The organism is Micromonospora sp. NPDC048986, from assembly GCF_040649335.1.
Classification (GTDB): Bacteria; Actinomycetota; Actinomycetes; order Mycobacteriales; family Micromonosporaceae; genus Micromonospora; species Micromonospora alfalfae.
Genome location: NZ_JBEZFJ010000009.1, coordinates 270,299 through 291,023 on the forward strand (window position 1 = coordinate 270,299; position 20,725 = coordinate 291,023).

A 20,725-nucleotide genomic window follows, 5' to 3' on the forward strand; every position below is an offset into this window, starting at 1 on the left:
AGCGAGGGAGCGGGCATGGAAGCTGACATCGAGGCCGCCAACCGGGAGTTGGCCGACGCTCGCAGCACCGGCAAGCCGTGCGCTCCGCTTCGGGGCCGGCTGTTGCCGGCGGGCGACGTCGAGGCCGCGTACCGGGTGCAGCAACTCCAGGCGCGGGCCTGGCAGGGTCGCGGCGAACGCCGGGTCGGCGCGAAGATCGGGTTGACCTCCCGGGCCGTGCAGGAGACCTTCGGGGTGTTCCAACCGGACTTCGGCATGCTGACCGACGCGATGGCGGTGGGTGACGGGGTCGAGGTGCCCATCGACCGGCTGCTCCAGCCCCGCGTGGAGGCGGAGATCGCCTTCGTGCTCGACAAGGATCTCCCGAACCCGCAGCTCACCACAGTCGACCTGATCCGCGCGGTCGACCACGTGCTGCCGGCGATCGAGATCGTCGACTCCCGGATCGCCGCCTGGGACATCTCCATAGTGGACACCGTCGCCGACAACGCCTCCAGCGGGCTCTTCGTGCTCGGCACCACGCCGCGTCGGCTCGCCGACGTGGACCTGCGACTGTGCGGAATGGTGCTGGAGCACGCCGGCGAGCCGGTCTCGGTGGGCGCGGGCGCCGCCTGCCTGGGCAACCCGCTGCACGCCCTGCAGTGGTTGGCCGGCACCCTCGCCCGCGCCGGTGACCCGCTGCGCGCCGGGGACGTGGTGCTCTCCGGGGCGCTCGGTCCGATGGTCCCGGTCACCCCGGGTGCCGCGTACGAGGCCCGGATCTCCGGTCTTGGTTCGGTACGGACATCCTTCAGCGACAGGGGCGGTCAGTGACCACCAACGTGGCGGTGCTCGGTTCCGGCAACATCGGCACCGACCTGATGATCAAGGTGTTGCGACTCAGTGACAGCCTGCGCATGGTGGCGATGGCCGGCATCGACCCGGCCTCCGACGGCCTGGCGCGCGCTCGCCGGCTCGGCGTCGCCACCACCGCCGAAGGAGTGGACGGGCTCGTCGCGATGCCCGAGTTCGCCGACGTCGAGCTGGTGTTCGACGCCACCTCGGCCGGCGCGCACCGACGCCACGACGAGGTGCTGCGCGCCCTCGGCCGCACTGTGGTCGACCTGACCCCTGCCGCGCTCGGCCCGTACGTGGTGCCGCCGGTCAACCTCGACGAGCACCTGCACCAGCCCAACGTCAACATGGTGACCTGTGGCGGGCAGGCGACGGTGCCGATCGTCGCCGCAGTTCGCCGGGTGACCCCGGTGGCGTACGGGGAGATCGTCGCCTCGATCGCGTCGAAGTCCGCCGGGCCGGGCACCCGGGCCAACATCGACGAGTTCACCGAGACCACGGCCCGCGCCATCGAGGTGGTGGGCGGGGCCGAACGGGGCAAGGCGATCATCGTGCTGAACCCGGCGGACCCGCCGCTGCTGATGCGCGACACCGTCTACTGCCTCTGCCCGGACGCCGACGCCGACACCGACGCCATCGCCGCCTCGGTCGCCGAGATGGTGGCGGCGGTGCAGGAGTACGTGCCCGGTTACCGGCTCAAGCAGGACGTGCAGTTCGACCGGGTCGAGGCGTACCTGCCGACGCTCGGGCGGCGGCTCGGCGCTCTTCAGGTGTCGGTCTTCCTGGAGGTCTCCGGCGCCGGGCACTACCTGCCCGCGTACGCCGGGAACCTGGACATCATGACCTCCGCCGCGCTGCGCACCGCGGAGCGGCTGGTCGCCCTGCGTTCTTCGGAGGTGGCCGCGCCATGACCGACCTGTACATCCAGGACGTGACGCTGCGCGACGGCATGCACGCCATCGCCCACCAGTACACAGTCGACCAGGTACGCACCATCGCCGCCGCGCTGGACGCCGCCGGGGTGGCCGCCATCGAGGTGGCACACGGTGACGGTCTCGCCGGCTCCAGCGTCAACTACGGCCACGGCGCGGCCAGCGACGCGGAGTGGATCTCCGCGGCGGCCGAGGTGCTGACCACGGCGAAGCTCACCACCCTGCTGCTTCCGGGCATCGGCACGATCGCCGACCTGAAGGCCGCGAAGGCGCTCGGGGTGACAAGCGTCCGGATCGCCACCCACTGCACGGAGGCGGACATCTCCGCCCAGCACATCTCCTGGGCCCGGGAGAACGGCATGGACGTGGCCGGGTTCCTGATGATGTCGCACATGTCCGATGCGGCCGGGCTGGCCGGGCAGGCCAAGCTCATGGAGTCGTACGGGGCGCACTGCGTCTACGTCACCGACTCCGGCGGTCGGCTGCTGATGTCCGACGTGGCGCAGCGGGTCGACGCGTACCGGCAGGTCCTCGCCCCGGAGACGCAGATCGGCATCCACGCGCACCACAACCTGTCGCTCGGGGTGGCCAACAGCGTGCTCGCCGTCGAGCACGGCCGGGTCACCGGGTCCGCGCCGGTCGGCCCCGACGCGGTGCACGGCCGGACGGTCCGCGTCGACGCCTCCCTTGCCGGCATGGGCGCGGGCGCCGGCAACGCGCCGCTGGAGGTCTTCGTCGCGGTGGCCGAGCTGCACGGCTGGAAGCACGGCTGCGACGTGTTCGCGCTGATGGACGCCGCCGACGACATCGTCCGCCCGTTGCAGGACCGGCCGGTCCAGGTGGACCGGGAGACGCTCTCCCTCGGGTACGCCGGGGTCTACTCCAGCTTCCTGCGGCACGCCGAGCGGGCGTCGGCGAAGTACGGCGTGGACGTCCGGTCGATCCTGGTCGAGCTGGGCCGTCGCCGGATGGTCGGCGGTCAGGAGGACATGATCGTGGACGTGGCACTCGACCTGGCCGACAAGGAGCAGCAGTCATGATCGGCGTGGACATCGTTGGGATCGCCGGGAAATTGGGCGCGGCGGCCGACACGGCCACCGCGATCCCGCAACTCGCCGCCGAGACCGGCCTCGACGTGGACACCGCGTACGCCGTGCAGGCCGCGCTGCTGCAACGCCGGCTCAACGCCGGTGAACGGTTGGTCGGGCTGAAGATGGGGCTGACCAGCAGGGCGAAGATGGCCCAGGTCGGCGTGGACGAGGTGATCTGGGGGCGGCTCACCAACGCGATGCGGGTGCCCGACGGCGGTACCGTGGACCCGGCCGCGTACATCCATCCCCGGGTCGAGCCGGAGGTGGCGTTCCTGCTGGACCGGCTGCCCGAGCCGGGCGAGCCGGTCGGCGACTTCGCCACTGCGGTCCGCGCTGTCGCCCCGGCCATCGAGTTGATCGACTCCCGGTACGCGGACTTCCGGTTCTCGTTGCCGGACGTGGTCGCTGACAACACCTCGGCCGCCGCCTTCGTGATCGGGCCGTGGTCGCCGGTGCCGGCGGGGCTGGACAACCTGGGCGTGCTGCTGGAGGTCGACGGGCGGGTGGCGCAGGTCGGCTCGACGGCGGCGATCCTCGGTGATCCGCGCCGGGCGCTCGACGAGGGCATCCGGCTGGCGGGCCGGCACGGGGTGCGGCTGGAGTCCGGCTGGGTCTTCCTGGCCGGTGCCGCCACCGCCGCTGTTCCGCTGCGCCCCGGCGCGCACGTCCGCGCCGTGGTCGAGAAGCTCGGAACCGCCTCGCTGCGGGCGTCGTCATGACCGCCCGGGTGGTGGCCGGCAAGGCCGTCCCGCGGGGGGCCTTTCCGCACGTCAAGGTCGCCGGTGGGTTCGTCTTCGTCTCCGGTACGTCGTCGCGGCGCGCGGACAACACCTTCGCCGGTGTCGAGGTGGACGGGTTCGGCACCACCAACCTCGACATCCGTGTGCAGACACGGGCCGTCATCGAGAACGTGCGGGACCTGCTGCGTTCGGTCGGCGCGGACCTCACCGACCTGGTGCAGGTGACGGCGTATCTGGTCAACATGAACGACTTCGGTGGTTACAACGAGGTGTGGGCCGAGTTCTTCGACGCCTCCGGACCGACCCGTACGACGGTGGCGGTACACCAGCTGCCGCACCCGCACCTGCTGATCGAAATCCAGGCCGTGGCCCTTCTTCCCTCGGGAGGTCAGTCGTGAGTGAGATCGCCGAGCCGTTCAGCTTTCCGGGCTGGATCGCCGACAACCAGCACCTGTTGAAGCCCCCGGTGGGCAACAAGGAGATGTTCCCCGGCGGGGACGACTTCATCGTGATGGTGGTGGGCGGGCCCAACCAGCGCACCGACTTCCACGTGGACCCGTACGAGGAGTTCTTCTACCAGGTCAAGGGCAACATGCACATCAACCTGGTCACCCCGGAGGGGCCGCGCACCGTGCACGTGCGCGAGGGGCAGATGTGGATGCTGCCGCGCAACACCCCGCACTCGCCGCAGCGGCCGGAGGCCGGCTCGATCGGTGTGGTCGTCGAGCGGGTCCGCGAGGAGGGCACCCTGGAGACGTTCCAGTGGTACTGCCCGGAGTGCGGCAGCAAGGTGCACGAGGTCGAGTTGCAGGTCCGCGACATCGCCGCCGACCTGCCCCCGGTGTTCCAGGCGTTCTACGCCGACGAGGCGGCACGCACCTGCGCCAACTGCGGCACCCTGCACCCGGGCAAGGGCTGATGCCCGCAGGCGTGGTCGACGTGCACACGCACGTCGTACCGAACGGTTGGCCGGACCTCGGCGCGGCGTGCGGTGGGTCCGGCTGGCCGTGGTTGCGGGTCGACTCCGAGCGCGCCGCCATGATCATGGTGGGGGAGACGGAGTTCCGCCCGGTCGGCGCCGAGTGCTGGGACGCGTCGCGCCGACTGGCCGACATGGACGCCGACGGCGTGGCAGTGCAGGTGGTCTCGCCCACCCCGGTCTTCTTCAGCTACGACCGCCCGGCCGACCAGGCGGTGAAGGTCGCCCGGATCTTCAACGACCTGACCCTGGAGGTCACCGCGGCCGGGGGTGACCGGCTGGTGCCGTTCTGCCAGGTGCCGCTCCAGGACCCGGACGCCGCGTGTGCCGAGCTGGACCGCAGCCTCGCCGCCGGGCACGTGGGCGTGGAGATCGGCAACCACGTCGGCGACCGGGACCTGGACGACGCCGGCGTGGTCACCTTCCTTCAGCACTGCGCCGAGGTGGGCGCACCCGTCTTCGTCCATCCGTGGGACATGCCGGGCGGGCCACGACTGGACCGTTGGATGGCCCGTTGGCTCACCGGGATGCCCGCCGAGACGCACCTGTCGGTGCTGGCGATGATTCTCGGTGGTGTCTTCGACCGGGTGCCCGAGACGCTGCGGATCTGTTTCGCGCACGGCGGTGGCAGTTTCCCGTTCTGGCTCGGCCGCGCCGACAACGCCTGGCACCGCCGTGGCGACCTGGTCCGGGGCGCGTCCGCCGGCCCGCCCAGCAGCTACCTCGACCGGTTCAGCGTCGACTCGGTGGTCTTCGCGCCGCCCGCCCTGCGGCTGTTGGTCGACACCCTGGGGGAGGATCGGGTGCTGGTCGGCAGCGACTACCCGTACCCGCTGGGTGAACGGCCGGCCGGCGCCGTGGTCCACGCGGCCGACTTCCTCAGCGAGGGCCAACGCGACAAGCTGCTGTCCGCCAACGCCCTCCGTTTCCTGCACGGCTGAGCACGGCCTCGTCGGCGCGAGGAGATCTTGGACAGTTTCCGTCAGCAGTGAACGGAGACTGTCCAAGATCTGCGGCTCGACCCGGCAAGCGGGCAGCGGGTGTCCGGTTGGCCCGTTTCCGATCGCCAGCGCGTGTCGGCTGCGCGAAGGGCCGACTGCCGGCAGGATGACGGCATGGCCGAGCCGCACGACCTGACCGCGCTGGAGCAGGCCGCCGCGATGACCCGCGGCGAGCTGTCCAGCGTCGACCTGGTCGAGCATTCCCTGCGCCGGGTGGCGGCGCTTGGCGACACGGTGGGCGCGTTCGTCACCGTCACACCCGACCTCGCCCGGCAGGCCGCGCGCGCCGCCGACGCGGTGCCGAAAGAGGAGCGCGGCCCGCTGCACGGCGTGCCAACCGCGATCAAGGACCTGACGCTCACCGCCGGGATTCGCACCACCTTCGGTTCGGCCGCCTTCTTCGACTTCGTCCCGCCGGTCGACGCCGACGTGGTCCGCTTCATCAAGGCCGCCGGTCTGGTCAGCCTGGGCAAGACGACCACCTCCGAGCTGGGCTGTTCGCTCTACTCGGAGGGCCGGGTCGCGCCGCCGGCCCGCAACCCGTGGCAGTTGGCGTACACAGCGGGCGGGTCCAGCGGCGGCGCGGCGGCGGCGGTCGCGGCCGGGCTGGTCCCGGTCGCCCAGGGGTCCGACGGCGGTGGGTCGCTGCGCATCCCGGCGTCACTGTGCGGCCTGGTCGGCTACAAGCCCAGTCGGGGCCTCGTCTCCGGCGGGCCGATCGGCTCCGGCGCGTTCGGCCTGCCCACCAGCGGCCCGCTCGGGCGGACGGTCACCGACGTCGCGGCACTGCTGGACGTCATCGCCGTTCCGGTCCCCGGTGAGCCCTACCTGCCGCCGCCCGCGCCGTCCGGCGGCTACCTGGCCGTCGCGCGCCGGGCCGAGCCCGGCCCGCTGCGGATCGGCCGGTTCACCACGCCGATGCTCGCCGACGAACCGGTGCATCCCGACTGCGTGGCCGTGGTGGACCGGGCCGCCGCGCTGCTCACGGCGGCCGGCCACGAGGTGGTCGAGGTGCCGCCGCCGCTCGGGCCGGCGGCGTGGCCGCTGTTCGAGATCCTCTGGTACGTGCTGGCGCTCTCCCCGGTGCCACCCCAGCGGGAGGCGGAGCTGCTGCCGTTGACCCGGCTGCTCCGGGCCCGGGGCGCCGAACTCTCCGCTGGCACCCTGTCCGCCACCCTCGGGGAGTTGCAGGCACAGGTGCGCCTCGGTGCCCGCCGCACCGCCGGCTGCGACCTGCTCCTCTGTCCCACCCTGGCCACCCCGCAGGCACCCGTCGGCTGGTTCACCGCCGACGCGGACCCGGCGGCCGACTTCGACAGGCAACGCCGGTTCTCGCCCTACTGCGCCATCTTCAACGTCACCGGCGATCCCTCCGTCTCCCTGCCACTGGGTACCACCACCGACGGCCTGCCCGTCGGGGTGCTGCTCACCGGTCGGTACGGCGACGACGCGCGGCTTATCGCTACCGCTGCGCAACTGGAGAACTCCAGTGACGGATGGGATCGGCACCCCGCAATCTGGCGGGCCGTCGACTCCGCTAACGTGAATGGTGACGGAGTCGGGCGGTCGGCAGCGTGATCGTCCATCCGACCCGGTTGTTCAAGGTCGTCCTTCTTCCGCCTGGGGGCGTTGGGATTGTCTGTTACCGAGACGTTGCTGGTCTTCGTCGGCATCCCGTTGGCCGCGGTGCTGGTCATCGCCGGCCTGTCGTACGCCGGTAGCCGTGGGGGTGCCACCGGTGGTGGCGGTGGCGCGAAGCGCTACCGGCCGGGCCGGCCCTTCGACTTCACTCCGGTCTGGTTCCTGGGCCGTCCGGAGCAGCTGGCCGACTCGGCCGGCACCGCGCTGACGGCGGGGGCGCAGGCGCCCGCGCTGACCAGCCACAAGCTTGAGCAGGCCAGCGTCGAGGCGCCGGCCGGTGGAACCGGAGGCGCAAGTGACCGTTGGTGAGAAGCAGGCCGGGTCGGAAAATCCGCCCGAGGTGCTCGACGGGCCGTTCTCGACCCGCCAGCTGCTGCGCATCGACGAGGCGTTGCGCCTGGCCGACAAGGGCACGGGTCTGGTCTTCTCGGTCTTCGTCGGTGGTCTCGACGAGCCGATCCGTGAGCACGCCCAGCGGCTGCACCGTCAGCTCGCCGAGCCCGACAAGTCGGTGCTGATCGCCGTGTCACCCAACCAGCGTCAGCTGGAGATCATCACCGGGCGGTACGCCCGCAAGCGCATCCCGGACACGTACGCCAAGCTGGCCGCGCTCTCCATGGTCGGCGCGTTCAGCGGCGGTGACCTGGCCGGTGGCATCATCAACGGCCTCGACCAGCTCGCCAGCCACGCCGGCAAGGGCTGACCGACACACGACGCACGGGCATGCACGATCGTGCCCGATCCAGGAAAGAGGGGCCTCGGCTGCGGCTGAGGCCCCTCTTTCCATGTTCGAGCACGATCTTCGCCACCGACGGTCCGGGGCCGGCGCGGGCTCACACCCACGCCGGCCCCGGGCCGGACAACGCTGCTCAGGCGCTCTGGGCGTCCTTCGCGCGGGCCTTCAGCGCCCGCACCACACCGTCGCGGCCCTCGGCCACCAGCCGACGCAGCGGGGCCGGGTGCCCGTCAGCGGCCAGCCACGCGTCGGTGGCCGCGACCGTGTCGTCATCCACCAGGTACGTCGGGTACGCCAGCTGGGCGAACTCCTGCGCCGGCTCGCTGTCCCGGGTGGCCCACACCTGCCCGATCGCCGCGAAGTACCGCTCCCGGTACGGCGTGACCAGCTCCACCTGCGCCGGGTGGGCGAAGCCCTGCAACAGCGCCCGGTGCCGCCAGTTGGGCAGCGCGTCCGGGCCGGTGAGCAGGGCCCACACGGCGGCCTTGTTCTCGGCCGTCGGCACCAACGCGTGCGCGTACGCGGCTTCCCGCTCGCCGCTGGCAGTGCGGTCGTTGCTCAGCTCCGCCTCGATCTCGGCGGCCCCGGCGCCACCGTTGGCCACCAGCGCGGCCAGGACCGACCAGCGCAGCTCGGTGTCGACGGTCAGCCCGGCCGGCATCCCGGTGCCGTCCAGCCAACCGCGCAGCGTGGCCAGGTCCTCCTCGGAGCGGACCGCCGAGGTGAACGCGCGGGCCCAGGCCAACTGGAACCCGCTGCCGGGCTCGGCGGCGGCGAGCGCGTCGCGGGCGGTACGGGCCAGGTCAGCCCAGCCGGTCGGCGCCCACGCCGAGTCGGCGTACAGGGTGAGCGTGGTGGTCGCCTGCCGCAGGGTGGCGGTGACCAGGTTGATGTCGGTCTCCGCGGGCAGCCCGCTCAGCGTCAGCGCCACGTAGTCGCGGGCGGACAGCTCGGCGTCGCGGGTCATGTCCCACGCGGCGGTCCAGCAGAGCGCGCGGGCCAGCGACGAGTCGAAGCCCCCGATGTGCTGCACCACCGTCGCCATCGAGCGCTCGTCGAGGCGCAGCTTGGTGTAGCTGAGGTCGTCGTCGTTGAGCAGCAACACGTCGGCCGCCCGGACGCCACGCAGCGGGGCGAGATCGGTGTGCTCGCCGGTCACGTCCACCTCGTACCGCTCCCGACGGACCAGCCGCCCGTCGGTCAGGTCGTACAGGCCCACGCCGATCCGGTGGGTCCGCAGCGTCGGGTACGCCGCCGGGGCCTCCTGCCGCACCAGCACCTGCTCGTACGTGCCGTCGGCCCCGATGGTCACCTCCGGACGCAGCGTGTTGACCTGCGCGGTCTCCAGCCACTGCGCGGCGAACTTGCGCAGCTCCCGACCGGATGCGGCCTCCAGCTCGGTGAGCAGGTCGTCGAAGGTGGCGTTGCCCCAGGCGTGCTTGCCGAAGTAGGCCCGCAGCCCGGCCACGAACGGCTCCTCACCCACGTACGCGACGAGCTGCTTGAGCACGCTCGCGCCCTTGGCGTAGGTGATGCCGTCGAAGTTGACCTCCACGGCCTCCATGTCCGGCATCTCCGTGTAGACCGGGTGGGTGGAGGAGAGCTGGTCCTGCCGGTAGCCCCAGTTCTTCCGGATGGACAGGAAGGTCGTCCACGCCTCGGTGAACCGGGTCGCGTTGGTGTTGCACCAGTGGCTGGCCCACTCGGCGAACGACTCGTTCAGCCACAGGTCGTTCCACCAGCGCATGGTGACCAGGTCACCGAACCACATGTGGGCCAGTTCGTGCAGGATCGTGTTGGCCCGCTGCTCGTACTCGAAGTCGGTGACCTGCGAGCGGAACAGGTAGTGCGACTCGGCGTGCGTCACGCAGCCGAAGTTCTCCATCGCACCGGCGTTGAAGTCGGGCACCCAGAGCTGGTCGTACTTCGGCAGCGGGTAGCGCACGTCGAACTTCTCGTGGAAGAAGTCGAAGCCCTGCTTGGTGATCAGGAACAGCTCGTCGGAGTCCAGGTACTGGGCCATCGACGCCCGGCAGAACACCCCCAGGTCGATGCCGTCGTGCGCGTCGCGCACCTCGTGGTACGGCCCGGCGCACATCGCCGTGATGTAGGTGCTCATCCGGGGCGACTCGGTGAAGTGCAGCGTCTTGAGCGCCGCACCCGCCGGCTCCTCCCGCTGCACCGGCATGTTGGAGACCGCCCGCCAGTGCGCCGGCACTGTGACGTGCCAGGTGTAGACGCTCTTCAGGTCGGGCTGGTCGAAGCAGGCGTACACCCGCTGGGCGTCGGCCGTCTCGAACTGGCTGTAGAGGTAGGTCTCGCCGTCCACCGGGTCGACTGTCCGGTGCAGACCCTGCCCGCTGCTGGAGTAACCGAAGTCGGCGTCGACCACCAGGACGTTGTCGCTGTCCAACCCGGACAGGGTCAGGCCCTTCTCGGCGGACCAGTCGGAGAGGTCGACGGGCGTGCCGTTCAGCGTCGCGGACCGCACCGACTCGGCGGCCACCTCCATGAAGGTGCTCGCGCCCGGTTCGGAGCAGCGGAACCGGACCTCGGTCGTCGACCTGAACGTGCGGCCGTCGGCCGCCAGCACGGCACTGGACAGGTCCAGACTGATGTCATACCCCGTCACGTTGAGCAGGCGTGCCCGCTCGGTCGCCTCGACCTGCGTCAGGTTGCGCACTCCCGGCACTGTTCGTCTCCATCCCACATGTCGCCGTACGCCCGGCGGCGCCCGTTCGCCTACCGCTCGTGACGGCTGGCCCGAATCGAGTCTTCCATGTACGGGCAGCCCGCGGTGGCCGAGGTCACGCTCTCATTCGGGTGCCGGTCAATGCGCTGCGGGGTGAAGATTCACCTGAGACGCCGACCTGTCGGCGCCACCCGTCGCGAAGGGATCTCACAGTGACCGAACGTGTCACCGCCGACATGTGGTTCGACCCGGCCTGCCCGTGGGCGTGGATCACCTCCCGCTGGCTGCTCGAGGTCGAGCAGATCCGGGATGTGGACATCCGCTTCCACGTGATGAGCCTGGCCGTGCTCAACGACGGCCGGGACGAACTGCCCGAGGACTACAAGGAGTTCCTGAAGACCGCGTGGGGCCCGGTGCGGGTCTGCATCGCCGCCGAGCAGCTGCACGGCAATGACGTGCTGCGCCCGCTCTACACCGCCCTCGGCACCCGGATCCACCTGCAGAAGCAGGAGCGGGGTCCGGAGCTGTACGTGGCCGCGCTCACCGAGGCCGGCCTCGACCCGGCACTGGCCGCGGCCGCCGACAGCACCGACTACGACGAGGCGCTGCGGGCCAGCCACGAGGCGGGCATGCGCCCGGTCGGGCAGGACGTGGGCACTCCGGTGGTGCACGCGCCCGGCCCGGACGGCGCCCCGGTCGCGTTCTTCGGCCCGGTGATCACTCCGGCTCCGAAGGGGGAGGCCGCCGGCCGGCTCTGGGACGGCGTGCTGCTGGTCGCCGGCACGCCGGGCTTCTACGAGCTCAAGCGCACCCGCGAGCAGAGCCCGATCTTCGACTGAGCGACGACCACCGCGCCCCCGTCCGTGCCTGCCTCAGTGGCGCGGACGGGGGCGTTTCTCGTCCGATGCCGAGGTCGGCGCAGGGTCGTGGCGTCACCGGGAGGCGGGCGGCGTCGTTTCCCTCGGTGTCCGCCGCAGCGACCCGAAGGGCCGCACGCCGCAGTTCGTGGAGGCAAATCCCGATGGCCAAGCACCGTGCGTCCGGTGACGATCAGTTGACCCGGCAGGGGGTGATCGAGACTCCCGGCGCTGACTACTGGTCCGTTGACGACTCCCGCTGGCCGACGGTCCGCCCGGACCTGCCCGCCCACCTGGTGGATCTACTCGCGCCGCCCATCGTGGTGGGCGTGGCCCGGGTTCCGGTGACCTCCCGGCTCACCCCGCCCAGGGCAGTCGACCCACTGCCGTCGTCCGTCGACGCGGTGCCGACCAACGCGTCGGCGCTGGTGCCGTCGGGGGCGGCGCCGGCCGAACCGGCGCCTCCGCCGCCGGCGCCGGCTCCTCCGCGGCCGGTGCCGACCCCGCCGCTGAGCCCGCGGCCCGTGCCCACGCCTCCTCCCGACCGTCCCGTGCCGGGGCCGCCCGCGTCGCCCCGCCGCGCCCTGAACACCGGGCCTGTCGGGACCGGTCGGCGTGGCAACGGCGGGCCGGTGAGCGCGGGTAAGCATCGCCGGGGCACCTCCGACCGCGCCGGCTGACCGGCTGGGCCCCACCTGTCGCTTTCATCTGGTGGACGCCCCGCGGGTCCCCGTCGGCGGCGACACCGTCGCCGGTAGCGTCAGTGGGCATGACGGTCGTGCATCCGATCACCCGGGCCTGGGTCACCACTGGCGGCACCGGCGCGCAAAACTACGACGAGTTCGCCGACGACGCGGAGATCACCGCGATCATCGAGTCGAACCCGCACAGCGCTCTCGGCATCGAGATGCCGCATCGCGCCGCGCAGAGCCTGGGCAGGTCGTTCCTCGACGCGCTGCCGGACGCGGTGGCCCGCCTCGCCGAGGCCAAGGCCGACGGCAGCTACACCCCCGCCGAGCAGGTGGTGGTCCTCTACCGGATCAGCGCGCCCGGCGAGGAGCCGGCGTACGGGCTGTTCGCGATGGTGGACACCGACCAGATCTCCACCCGGGCGGACGAGCCGGGCCTGGTCATCCGCAACGAGGACGTCTTCATCGCCAAGGTGCGCGAGCGGGTGGCGCTGGCCGACGCGCTGGGCCACCTGCTCTCACCCGTACTCCTGCTTCAGACGGGGCGTGGCGACGAGCTGCACGCCGCGCTCGCGGCGGCGACCGACACGGCCGGTGCGCCCGCCGCGACGGACACCGACCAGGCGGGGCGCACGCACGCCATCTGGCTGCTCGGCCCCGGCCCGGAGCAGGCCACGCTGACGGCTCTCGCCGGTGGTGGGGACCTGGTCGTCGCGGACGGCAACCACCGCAGCCTGGCCGCGCAGACCGGAGGGCTGCCGCGCTTCCTGGCCGTTGTCACCACCCCCGCGTCGGTGGCCATCCAGCCGTACAACCGGCTGGTCAGCGAGCTGACCACCACCCCGGCCGAGCTGCTCGACCGGCTGCGGGCCGCGGGCGCCGAGGTCGAGCCGATCAACGGCCCGGTCGAGGTCCCGGCGGCCGGCGGCACCGTGCACCTCCGCCTCGACGGCCAGGGGTACGCGGTACGCCTGCCCGCCACCGCCTCCGCCCGCCTGGAAAACCTGGACCACGCCCTGGTCGAGCGGCTGGTGCTGCGCGACGCGCTCGGTCTGGAACCGGGCGACAAGCGAATCACCTACGTCGGCGGCGACTACCCGGCGAGCTGGCTCACCGGTGAGGTCGACGCCGGCCGGGCCGAGTTGGCCATCCTGATCGCGCCGGTGACAGTGGCAGATTTCGTCGCCGTCAACCTGGCCAGGGAAAAGATGCCCCGCAAGAGCACCTGGTTCACCCCGAAGGCGCGCGGCGGGCTGGTCGTCGCCGAGCTGCCGCGTTGAGCCTCATCCCCACGACCGTGTGACGAACCCGGCTCGGGGACGCCGCCGCTGTGACGTCCCCGAGCGCGGCCTGACAGACTGCCCGGTATGCGCGTCTACCTGGGATCCGATCACGCCGGTTTCGAGTTGAAGGTGCACCTGGCCAACCACCTGGCCATGCAGGGCTACGACGTGGTCGACGTCGGCCCGCACAGCTACGACCCGGACGACGACTACCCCACGTTCTGCCTGCACACAGGCGACCAGGTGGTGGCCGACGAGACGGGCCTCGGAGTGGTCATTGGTGGTTCCGGCAACGGTGAGCAGATCGCCGCGAACAAGGTCGCCGGTGTCCGCGCCGCGCTGGCCTGGAGCGTCGAGACCGCTCAGCTGGCCCGCCAGCACAACGACGCGAACGTCGTCGCCATCGGTGCCCGCCAGCACACCCTGGACGAGGCGACCGGCATCGTCGAGGCGTTCCTGAACACGCCGTTCTCCGGCAACGAGCGGCACGCTCGTCGGATCACCCAGGTGGCCGAGTACGAGCGGACCCGGAAGCTGCCCGACCTGCCCTGACAGTGCGGCGTTCAGCGCGGCGAGCGGGGCAGGTCCTCGCGGGGCACCCAGTTTCGCCGGACGACCACCACCCGGGCCTCCGCCTCGGCCAGGTCGTCGTCGGTGGGGCGGGCCGCGTCGCGGGCCCGTAGCGCGGCACTCAGTCCCACCTGGGACGAGCCGGAGCCGACCAACCCGCGCAGCCCCCGCTCACCGTCGCGCTCGTCGCCGCCGGTGCTCCTGCGTCGCGGCGGCGGCTCGTCACCGTCGTGCACGCCCGGCGTGCTGACCGTCGGGCCGTCCGCACCCGGTCGGGCCGTCTCGGTGTCGGGGTGGTGGCGCAGCCGTCGCCGTCGTCGCTCGGGGTCACCCATCAGCCGACCGTACCCTGGCCGGGTTCGATCCGGCACCGTCGCGGGGCCGCGCGCCCCGGCCGGGGTCGGCGACCGATTTGCCGGCTGGCTACCCTCGAATCAAGGCGGTGCTGTTGCCGTCGGTCAGGGGGAGGACGAGATGGCAGACCAGACGCAGCCGTGGGCGGAGCGGACCGTGGAGGTGCCACCGCAGGCCGGCGTCGGGGTGCCGCCGCAGCGTGACGGGTTTCGCCGGGGGGTCGCTCCGGTGGGTGAGCCGCGCACCCCGCGGACGGAGCCGTTCCCGGTGGTCGAGCAGGAGCCGACCGGCACCGGTTGGCCCGGTGAGCCGGTGCCCCGCCGTTCGCTCAGCTCGCGGATGGCGCAGCTGCGGCGCGGCGGTGAATGGAGCGCTGCGGCAGGCCTCTTCGCGTTCGTGTGCTGGGGGATCTGGGCGCTGTCCGGCCAGGGTGACCTGAGCGGCCCGCTGCTGGTGCTGGTGCTCAGCCTGTTGGTGGCGGCCGGCCTGTTCGCCCTGTTCCGGCTGGTCGGCAGGGTGGTGCTGGAGCGGCAGCTGGGCCGGGTCCGGCGCAGCGCCCGAGGCGCGCACCTGGCGACGGCGGTGTTCCTCGTCGGCCTCGGGGTGGCGTGGCTCCAGCAGACCGAGTGGGTCGTCTCGGCCTGGAACTGGATCTCCTCGAACTGACCGAGGCGTGCACGGGTGGGCCGGTCCAGGACCGCCCACCCGTGCACCCGGTCGTCTCCCCACCAGGCAAGGTCGCTGCTTACCCCGCCGGCCGCGGTTCATCCGTGGCCGGCCGCTGCGAGCAGGTCCCCGTTCGTGGGACCTGCTCGGCCCACCGGTGGCGGCGGTGTTCGCTCAGTGCTCGGGCTTGTGCGCCCGGACCAGGATGCGCTGGGCGTGGGCCACGAACGGACCGTGGCGACGGATGTGGTCGTGCAGATCGGCGAGGCGGCCCCGGTAGCGGTCCACGGTGAAGTCCGGCACCGTCCAGATGACTTTGCGGAGGAAGTGCACCACCGCTGCCACGTCGTTGAAGGTGGTCGGCAGCGTTTCGTGCCGCAGCTCGTCGATGACCAGGCCGGCGGCTCGCGCGTCGGCGGCGGCGCGGGCCGGGCTGCGTTCGTCACCGATCTCGCGGGGACCCGTGAGGAACTGGGCCAGCTCGCGGTTCGAGCCGGGGCCGATCTGCTGGGCCAGGTACCGCCCGCCGGGAGTGAGCACCCGTGCGATCTCGTCCCAGAGCACGACGTTGGGATGCCGGCTCACCACCAGGTCGAACGTCTCGTCGCGAAACGGGAACGGAGCGTCCTCGGCAACGTCGACCACCCGCACGCCGCGCGGTTCGAGCGCGCGCCGGGCCAGTTGGAGGTTGGGCGGCCAGTGTTCGGTGGCCACCGTCACCGGGGGGAATGCTGGCACCTCGGAGAGCACCTCGCCGCCGCCGGTCTGGATGTCCAGTGCGGCGCGGGCCACCCTCATCTGGGCTGACATGAGTTTCAAATAACCCCAGGACGGCCGCTGTTCTGTCGCGCGGCCGTCGAACCAGGAGAAGTCCCAACCGTCCACGGATGCGTCGACACCTTCGCGGAGCAGATCCTGGAAGGTCGTCGTGTCCTGCATTGCGTCAGGCTGACAGGCCGCAGTGGTGATGGCAAGCAGATGTGTCAGGTGTCGGCGCACTGTGCACGCAATGACTCCTGTCAGTGATCTGACACCAATTCCGAACGATCTTTCGGCGAGAATTCGTCACGTGGCGGATCTCCTTCGTTTCGAGACTGATCAGGGCGTCCTCCTCGTCGAGGAACACGCTGGCACCGATCTGGAACGGGTCGGTCTGCTCGACCGGATCCGCCCCGCCCGGCAGACGCTGGAAATGGCACTGGCCCACATCAAGCCCGCGCTGGACGCCGCGCTGGGCGTGGTCCGCGGGGTGGCGGTGCGCCCCGATCAGGTGGAGGTCGAGATCGGCGTCACCCTCACCGCGGAGGCTGGTGCGGTCGTCGCTCGTACCAGCGCGCAGGGCCACCTCAAGGTCAAGCTGATCTGGACCTCGCCCGTCCCCGCGCTGCCGTCGCCGGGTGAGGACGGGGCCGCCGCGCAGGAGACCGCCGCGCATGACTGACCGCAGCGGCGGTATCCGGCCGCCGGCCGTCCGGGCCGAGTGGTCGGCGGAGCACGGATGACCGGCACCCGGTCGCTCGCCGGCCGGGTGCGGATACTCGGTGGCCACTCCTCGTCGGTCGTCGGCGCGGGCATCCAGTTGACAAGTGACCTGGTGCTGACCTGCTGGCATGTGGTCGATGACGGCGCTGGGGGCGGCCCGGCAGGGGTGCTCGTCGACACACCGAGTCACCCCGGCACCCGGGTCGCCGCAGCGGTGACCTGGTCCCGGGGTGTCGGCCCGGCCGGCGACGGCGACCTGGCGGTCCTGCGCTGCGCCACACCGCTGCCGTCCGCCCCCGCCACCCTGGCCGACCGTGGCGACGACGAGTTCGACGTGCGGATCGTGGGTTTTCCGGCCAACACCCCGGCGTCCGTCATGGTGCTGGCGCGGGCCGTCGGCCCGGTCGACGTCGGCACCGGATGGCGGCAACTCGACCGAATTTCTTCTGCCACGGCCGGAATCGACAGGGGGTTCAGCGGTTCCGGGGTGTACGCGCCGGATGGCGCCGTGGTGGGCATGGTGCTGGCCCGCGCGAGCGTCGGCCAGCAGTTGGTCGGCTGGATGTTGCCAGTCGGGCAGTGGCGTGCCCTGCTGCCGTCCGGCCTGTTGCCGCCTGCCCTGCTGCCGCCCGGCCCGTTGGCGGCCGTCGCCCGGGCGACGCCCCGGACGCTCTCATTCGCGCAGAAGATGGCGCTGGCCCGACTGTTGGAGGAAATCCCGGTACTCCGGCACCCCGACAGCCGTCAATTGGTCATTCAGTCGCTGCCGCCACACATCGGTCGGATGGTGAACCCATTCGGGCCACTGGGTCTAGACATGTTCGGCCTGATTCGGACGGGCTTAGAATACGAGGACGGGATCGCTGCTCTCTATCGCGTCCTGCTGTTGACGGAAGGGCCGACGAGTAGGCCACTGCGGGCCTTCCGTGACCTTGCCGAGAGCCTCGGTCTGCTGACGGGTACGGAGGACAATCGGTGACGACGCCCCGGATGCCGAGCGCCCAGGTGCAAGCCATCTGCGACGCACTGCTCTCGATGAGTTCGATCAATGACGGGAGCACCCGTTCGCTCTACCTCGACGAGGTCGAGGGGGAGCTGCGCAAGCGACTGTCGGTGCCCCGGCACTCCGAGGTCCGGTACGACGTCTACCGCATCGTGCGCACCTGCGCCCAGGAGCCCCGGGGCATGGCGACGCTGTTGCAGGTCATCGCCAACTTCCACCCGGGTGCCAGCGCGGTCACCTCCGCCCAGCAGATCTACCTCTCCTGGCTCCTCGCGCAGTTGCTCACCGACGTCCCGCCCGAGGTGTTGACCGGGGCCGTCGCGGCAGTCGCGGATCATCAGCTGTCACCGGAGGACCTGCCCGGCCTGGTGGAGGCCGTCGGCTGGCAACCGGTGGGTGACTGGCGGGTGCCGGCCGCCGTGGCGCTGGCGGTCCTGGTCCTCACCGGCGTCGAGTCGGACAGCAAGCCGCTCGAGCAGTGGTTGCGGGACGCGGCGGCGGCCCTGCGGCTCACCACCGCCGATCTCGACGAATCGCGCATGGCTGCGAAGGCGCACTGGACGTCGCTACGATCCCCGCACCAGGCGGCACCGGCCGAGACCGGTGGAGAGGAACCTGATTCCGACATGCGCAGGACGATCATCATCGAGGAGACGACGCCCCAGCGATCCCGAACTCTCATCCGGGGCGGCGTCCCACCGCGCAACCTGTACTTCACCGGCCGGGAGAAGCAGCTCGTCGCGCTCGACGAGCTGCTGTCGTCACAGCACCGGGCCTCGGTGCTGCCGGAAGCGGCGCTGCGCGGTGTCGGTGGGGTCGGCAAGACCCAGCTCGCTGTCGAGTTCGCCTACCGGTACGCGGACCGTTACCAGCTGATCTGGTGGATGGCCGCCGAGGATCTCAGTGCGCTGCGTAGCTCGATCGCGGCCCTGGGCGAGCGGCTCGGCCTGGCCGCGAGCGCCAGCCTGGAGCAGACCGTGCGGACGGTCCTCGACTCGTTGTCGACGAGTTCGCTCAGTTGGCTGCTGGTCTACGACAACGCCGACGACCCGCACGAGCTGGCTCCACTCATGCCCTCGTCGAACCTCGTCGGCGAACGCGGCCACGTCCTCGTCACATCACGGAACATGGCCTGGTCGGCGAGCGCCCTGACCCTGGACATCGACGTGTTCACCCGAGCCGAGAGCGTGGAACTGCTGCGCAAGCGGCGTCCCGCGACCAGCGCTGAGGAGGCCCGCCGGCTCGCCGCCGAGCTCGGCGACCTGCCACTCGCCCTGGAGCAGGCAGTCAGTTGGCTGCTCACCATGCTGTCGTCGGTCGACGAGTACCTCGTCGACCTCAAGGAACACGCCCGGGAGCTGCTGGGTGAGGGGCAACCCCGGCAGTACCGGGGCACCGTGTTGACGGTGGTGTCGATGGCACTCGCCGCGATACGCGAGCAGAACCCGGCCGCCGCGCAGCTGATCCAGCTCCTCGCCTTCCTCAGCCCCGACCCGGTCCCGATGCGCCTGCTCTGGGAGGGGCGCCGCGCCGGGTTGGACGAACCGCTGCGCACCAGCCTCCAGGAGCGCAACGACATAGCCCGGGCCATCCGGCAACTGGCGTCGCTCGGGCTCGCGAAGGCGGACAATGCCAGCCGGCACGTACAGGTGCACCGACTGGTGCAGGCGGTCATCCGGGAAGGGCTCGCCGAGCAGGGCGACGACGGCCCGCTGACGAATGCCCGCCGGCTGCTCGCCGCCGCCAACCCGGGCTTCCCCGACGACCGGAGCACCTGGCCCCGCCACGCCGACATCGCGCCACACGTCCGTGTCGCCGGTCTGATCCACGGTGACATCGACGCCCGCCGGACGGCTATGGACCAACTGCGCTACATCTACAACCTGGGTGACTTCGAGGGCTGTCGGGACTTCGCGGAGGAGATCCTGGCCGCCTGGGACCAGCCCGGTCCGGACGGCCAGCGCAGCGGCGATCCGCTGACCCTGCTGGCGATGCGCCGGTACGCGGACGCCCTGCGGCTGCTCGCCGACCCGCGCGCGGCCGCGTTCGGCCTCGAAGCGCTGGAGCGGATGCGGACGAGCCTCGGTGAGGAGCACGAGTACACCCTGGGCGCGGCGAACAGCGTCGGCGCTGACCTGCGGCGGCTCGGCGACTTCGCGGCCGCCGCCGACCTGGACCGGCGCAACCTCGACGTGCACCGCCGGGTGCTCGGCGACGGGCATCCGAGCACGCTGCGGGTGATGAACTCGATGGCGATCAACCTTCGCCTGATCGGTGACTTCGAAGGGGCGTACGAACTCAACCTCGAAGTGGCGCGGCACGCCGGTGCGGCCGCGGAGGACGGCACCTATGCGCTGGTGCTGGCCCAGGAGGCCCAGGCGCGCGACCTCTACCTCCTGGGCCGGTACGCCGACGCGCTGGAACTGCTGGACAGCTCCCTGCCGGTGCAGCGGTTGCTGCTGGGCGCCGAGCACCTCACAGTGCTGCGAGCCACCTGCATCCACATCGCCTGCCTGCGCAAGACCGGGCAGCTCGACGCCGCCGTGACCGAGGGCGCGGCCAACTACCGGTTGGTGACCCGCCGCTTCGGCACCGATCATGTGCTGGCTGCGGAGGCGGGCATGACCTGCGCCAACGCCATGCGCGCAGCGGGCGACGCGACCCAGGCGTACGCCCTGGCCACCCAGGGACACACCACCTTCCGAGCCGTCTTCGGGGAGCGGCATCCGGTCACGCTCTGCGCCGCGGTCAACCTCGGGGTGATCCTGCGGGCGCGCAACTTCGACCGTGAGGCGCGGGAGTTGGGCGCGGCCACGTTGCAGGCGATGGGCGAGGCGTTGCCGCCCACCCATCCGTACCTGCTGAGCGCGCGCTCCGCGCAGGCGATCAACCTGGTCCGGTCACACCGGCTGGAGCAGGCGCAGGTGCTCTCCGAGGCGATCCTTGAGGACTCGCGTCGCCTGCGTGGGCCGGGGCATCCGTACACGCTCTACTGTGCGGTCAACGCGTCGGTCGATCTGATCGAGGTCGGCGAGGAGGCTCGGGGCCGCGAGCTGCTCGACGAGGCTGCCGCGGCGCTGGAGGCGTTGTTCGGGCCGGACCACCCGGAGGTGGACGCCGCGCGGGGTCAACGGCGCATCGAGTGCGACATCGAGACCGTCGGGCTGACCTGACG

At 71.6% G+C, this 20,725-nt stretch carries 21 protein-coding genes; 18 read left to right on the forward strand and 3 right to left on the reverse strand.

From position 1 onward, the window contains the following. Positions 1-15: 15 nt before the first annotated feature. From AB0B94_RS20405 to AB0B94_RS20450, 10 genes are all read left to right on the forward strand, one after another. Positions 16-813: a fumarylacetoacetate hydrolase family protein gene (locus AB0B94_RS20405; protein ID WP_357282074.1), complete on the forward strand. Its 798-nt coding sequence runs from the start codon at positions 16-18 to the stop codon at positions 811-813. Further along, positions 810-1,745 (forward strand): acetaldehyde dehydrogenase (acetylating), encoded by a 936-nt coding sequence (locus AB0B94_RS20410; protein ID WP_357282076.1) that lies wholly within the window; start codon positions 810-812, stop codon positions 1,743-1,745. Before AB0B94_RS20405 ends, AB0B94_RS20410 begins: the two co-directional genes overlap by 4 nt. Continuing rightward, complete coding sequence (dmpG, locus tag AB0B94_RS20415; RefSeq protein ID WP_357282079.1) at positions 1,742-2,806, forward strand: 4-hydroxy-2-oxovalerate aldolase; 1,065 nt, start codon at positions 1,742-1,744, stop codon at positions 2,804-2,806. The genes AB0B94_RS20410 and dmpG overlap by 4 nt, the downstream gene beginning before the upstream one ends. Next, positions 2,803-3,576: a fumarylacetoacetate hydrolase family protein gene (locus AB0B94_RS20420; protein ID WP_357282083.1), complete on the forward strand. Its 774-nt coding sequence runs from the start codon at positions 2,803-2,805 to the stop codon at positions 3,574-3,576. The genes dmpG and AB0B94_RS20420 overlap by 4 nt, the downstream gene beginning before the upstream one ends. Continuing rightward, on the forward strand, positions 3,573-3,995 hold the full coding sequence (locus AB0B94_RS20425) for a RidA family protein (RefSeq protein ID WP_238669047.1): 423 nt from the start codon (positions 3,573-3,575) through the stop codon (positions 3,993-3,995). The genes AB0B94_RS20420 and AB0B94_RS20425 overlap by 4 nt, the downstream gene beginning before the upstream one ends. Beyond that, a complete protein-coding gene (locus AB0B94_RS20430; protein ID WP_030488252.1) occupies positions 3,992-4,516 on the forward strand; it encodes a 3-hydroxyanthranilate 3,4-dioxygenase in 525 nt (174 codons plus the stop codon). The genes AB0B94_RS20425 and AB0B94_RS20430 overlap by 4 nt, the downstream gene beginning before the upstream one ends. After that, positions 4,516-5,517 carry an amidohydrolase family protein gene (locus tag AB0B94_RS20435; protein ID WP_357282089.1) on the forward strand — a complete coding sequence of 334 codons (1,002 nt, stop codon included), beginning with the start codon at positions 4,516-4,518 and terminating at the stop codon, positions 5,515-5,517. Before AB0B94_RS20430 ends, AB0B94_RS20435 begins: the two co-directional genes overlap by 1 nt. Before the next feature lie 174 nt (positions 5,518-5,691). Then, the gene (locus tag AB0B94_RS20440; RefSeq protein WP_357282092.1) at positions 5,692-7,155 is read left to right on the forward strand and encodes an amidase; all 1,464 of its coding nucleotides are present in this window, start codon (positions 5,692-5,694) and stop codon (positions 7,153-7,155) included. A 75-nt stretch (positions 7,156-7,230) separates the two neighbouring features. Then, positions 7,231-7,527: a hypothetical protein gene (locus tag AB0B94_RS20445; RefSeq protein ID WP_112584149.1), complete on the forward strand. Its 297-nt coding sequence runs from the start codon at positions 7,231-7,233 to the stop codon at positions 7,525-7,527. Beyond that, positions 7,514-7,921, forward strand: coding sequence for a DUF5130 family protein (locus AB0B94_RS20450; protein ID WP_124856680.1), 408 nt, complete (start codon positions 7,514-7,516; stop codon positions 7,919-7,921). The genes AB0B94_RS20445 and AB0B94_RS20450 overlap by 14 nt, the downstream gene beginning before the upstream one ends. 166 nt (positions 7,922-8,087) lie before the next feature. Here AB0B94_RS20450 and pepN read toward each other — a convergent pair whose 3' ends face one another. Further along, the gene (gene pepN, locus AB0B94_RS20455) at positions 8,088-10,637 is read right to left on the reverse strand and encodes an aminopeptidase N (RefSeq protein ID WP_357282094.1); all 2,550 of its coding nucleotides are present in this window, start codon (positions 10,635-10,637) and stop codon (positions 8,088-8,090) included. Between the two features lie 221 nt (positions 10,638-10,858). Here pepN and AB0B94_RS20460 point away from each other — a divergent pair, with 221 nt between their 5' ends. The 4 genes from AB0B94_RS20460 (at position 10,859) to AB0B94_RS20475 (ending at position 14,027) form a co-directional block, all read left to right on the forward strand. Continuing rightward, on the forward strand, positions 10,859-11,485 hold the full coding sequence (locus AB0B94_RS20460; RefSeq protein ID WP_328652478.1) for a disulfide bond formation protein DsbA: 627 nt from the start codon (positions 10,859-10,861) through the stop codon (positions 11,483-11,485). A gap of 182 nt (positions 11,486-11,667) precedes the next feature. Then, the gene (locus AB0B94_RS20465; RefSeq protein ID WP_357282098.1) at positions 11,668-12,183 is read left to right on the forward strand and encodes a hypothetical protein; all 516 of its coding nucleotides are present in this window, start codon (positions 11,668-11,670) and stop codon (positions 12,181-12,183) included. Positions 12,184-12,272: 89 nt separating this feature from the next. Next, entirely contained in the window at positions 12,273-13,472 is a 1,200-nt protein-coding gene (locus AB0B94_RS20470; RefSeq protein ID WP_357282101.1) for a DUF1015 family protein, read from the forward strand. A gap of 87 nt (positions 13,473-13,559) precedes the next feature. After that, positions 13,560-14,027 (forward strand): ribose-5-phosphate isomerase, encoded by a 468-nt coding sequence (locus AB0B94_RS20475; RefSeq protein ID WP_238669040.1) that lies wholly within the window; start codon positions 13,560-13,562, stop codon positions 14,025-14,027. A gap of 11 nt (positions 14,028-14,038) precedes the next feature. Here the strand turns inward: AB0B94_RS20475 and AB0B94_RS20480 are convergent, their stop codons facing one another. Continuing rightward, complete coding sequence (locus AB0B94_RS20480; protein ID WP_357282106.1) at positions 14,039-14,380, reverse strand: hypothetical protein; 342 nt, start codon at positions 14,378-14,380, stop codon at positions 14,039-14,041. Between the two features lie 139 nt (positions 14,381-14,519). On the opposite strand from AB0B94_RS20480, the gene AB0B94_RS20485 reads away from it, so the two are divergent. Further along, complete coding sequence (locus AB0B94_RS20485) at positions 14,520-15,065, forward strand: hypothetical protein (protein ID WP_238669038.1); 546 nt, start codon at positions 14,520-14,522, stop codon at positions 15,063-15,065. Positions 15,066-15,239: 174 nt separating this feature from the next. Here the strand turns inward: AB0B94_RS20485 and AB0B94_RS20490 are convergent, their stop codons facing one another. Next, positions 15,240-16,004, reverse strand: a complete 765-nt coding sequence (locus AB0B94_RS20490) for a class I SAM-dependent methyltransferase (RefSeq protein WP_357282111.1) — start codon at positions 16,002-16,004, stop codon at positions 15,240-15,242. A gap of 130 nt (positions 16,005-16,134) precedes the next feature. On the opposite strand from AB0B94_RS20490, the gene AB0B94_RS20495 reads away from it, so the two are divergent. Genes AB0B94_RS20495 through fxsT form a run of 3 tightly spaced genes read left to right on the forward strand, consistent with a single transcriptional unit; the run spans position 16,135 to position 20,723 of the window. Next, positions 16,135-16,506: a CU044_2847 family protein gene (locus AB0B94_RS20495; RefSeq protein ID WP_357282113.1), complete on the forward strand. Its 372-nt coding sequence runs from the start codon at positions 16,135-16,137 to the stop codon at positions 16,504-16,506. A 57-nt stretch (positions 16,507-16,563) separates the two neighbouring features. Beyond that, positions 16,564-17,526 carry a trypsin-like peptidase domain-containing protein gene (locus AB0B94_RS20500; RefSeq protein ID WP_357282116.1) on the forward strand — a complete coding sequence of 321 codons (963 nt, stop codon included), beginning with the start codon at positions 16,564-16,566 and terminating at the stop codon, positions 17,524-17,526. Next, positions 17,523-20,723, forward strand: coding sequence for an FxSxx-COOH system tetratricopeptide repeat protein (gene fxsT / locus AB0B94_RS20505; protein WP_357282119.1), 3,201 nt, complete (start codon positions 17,523-17,525; stop codon positions 20,721-20,723). The genes AB0B94_RS20500 and fxsT overlap by 4 nt, the downstream gene beginning before the upstream one ends. Positions 20,724-20,725: the final 2 nt, after the last annotated feature.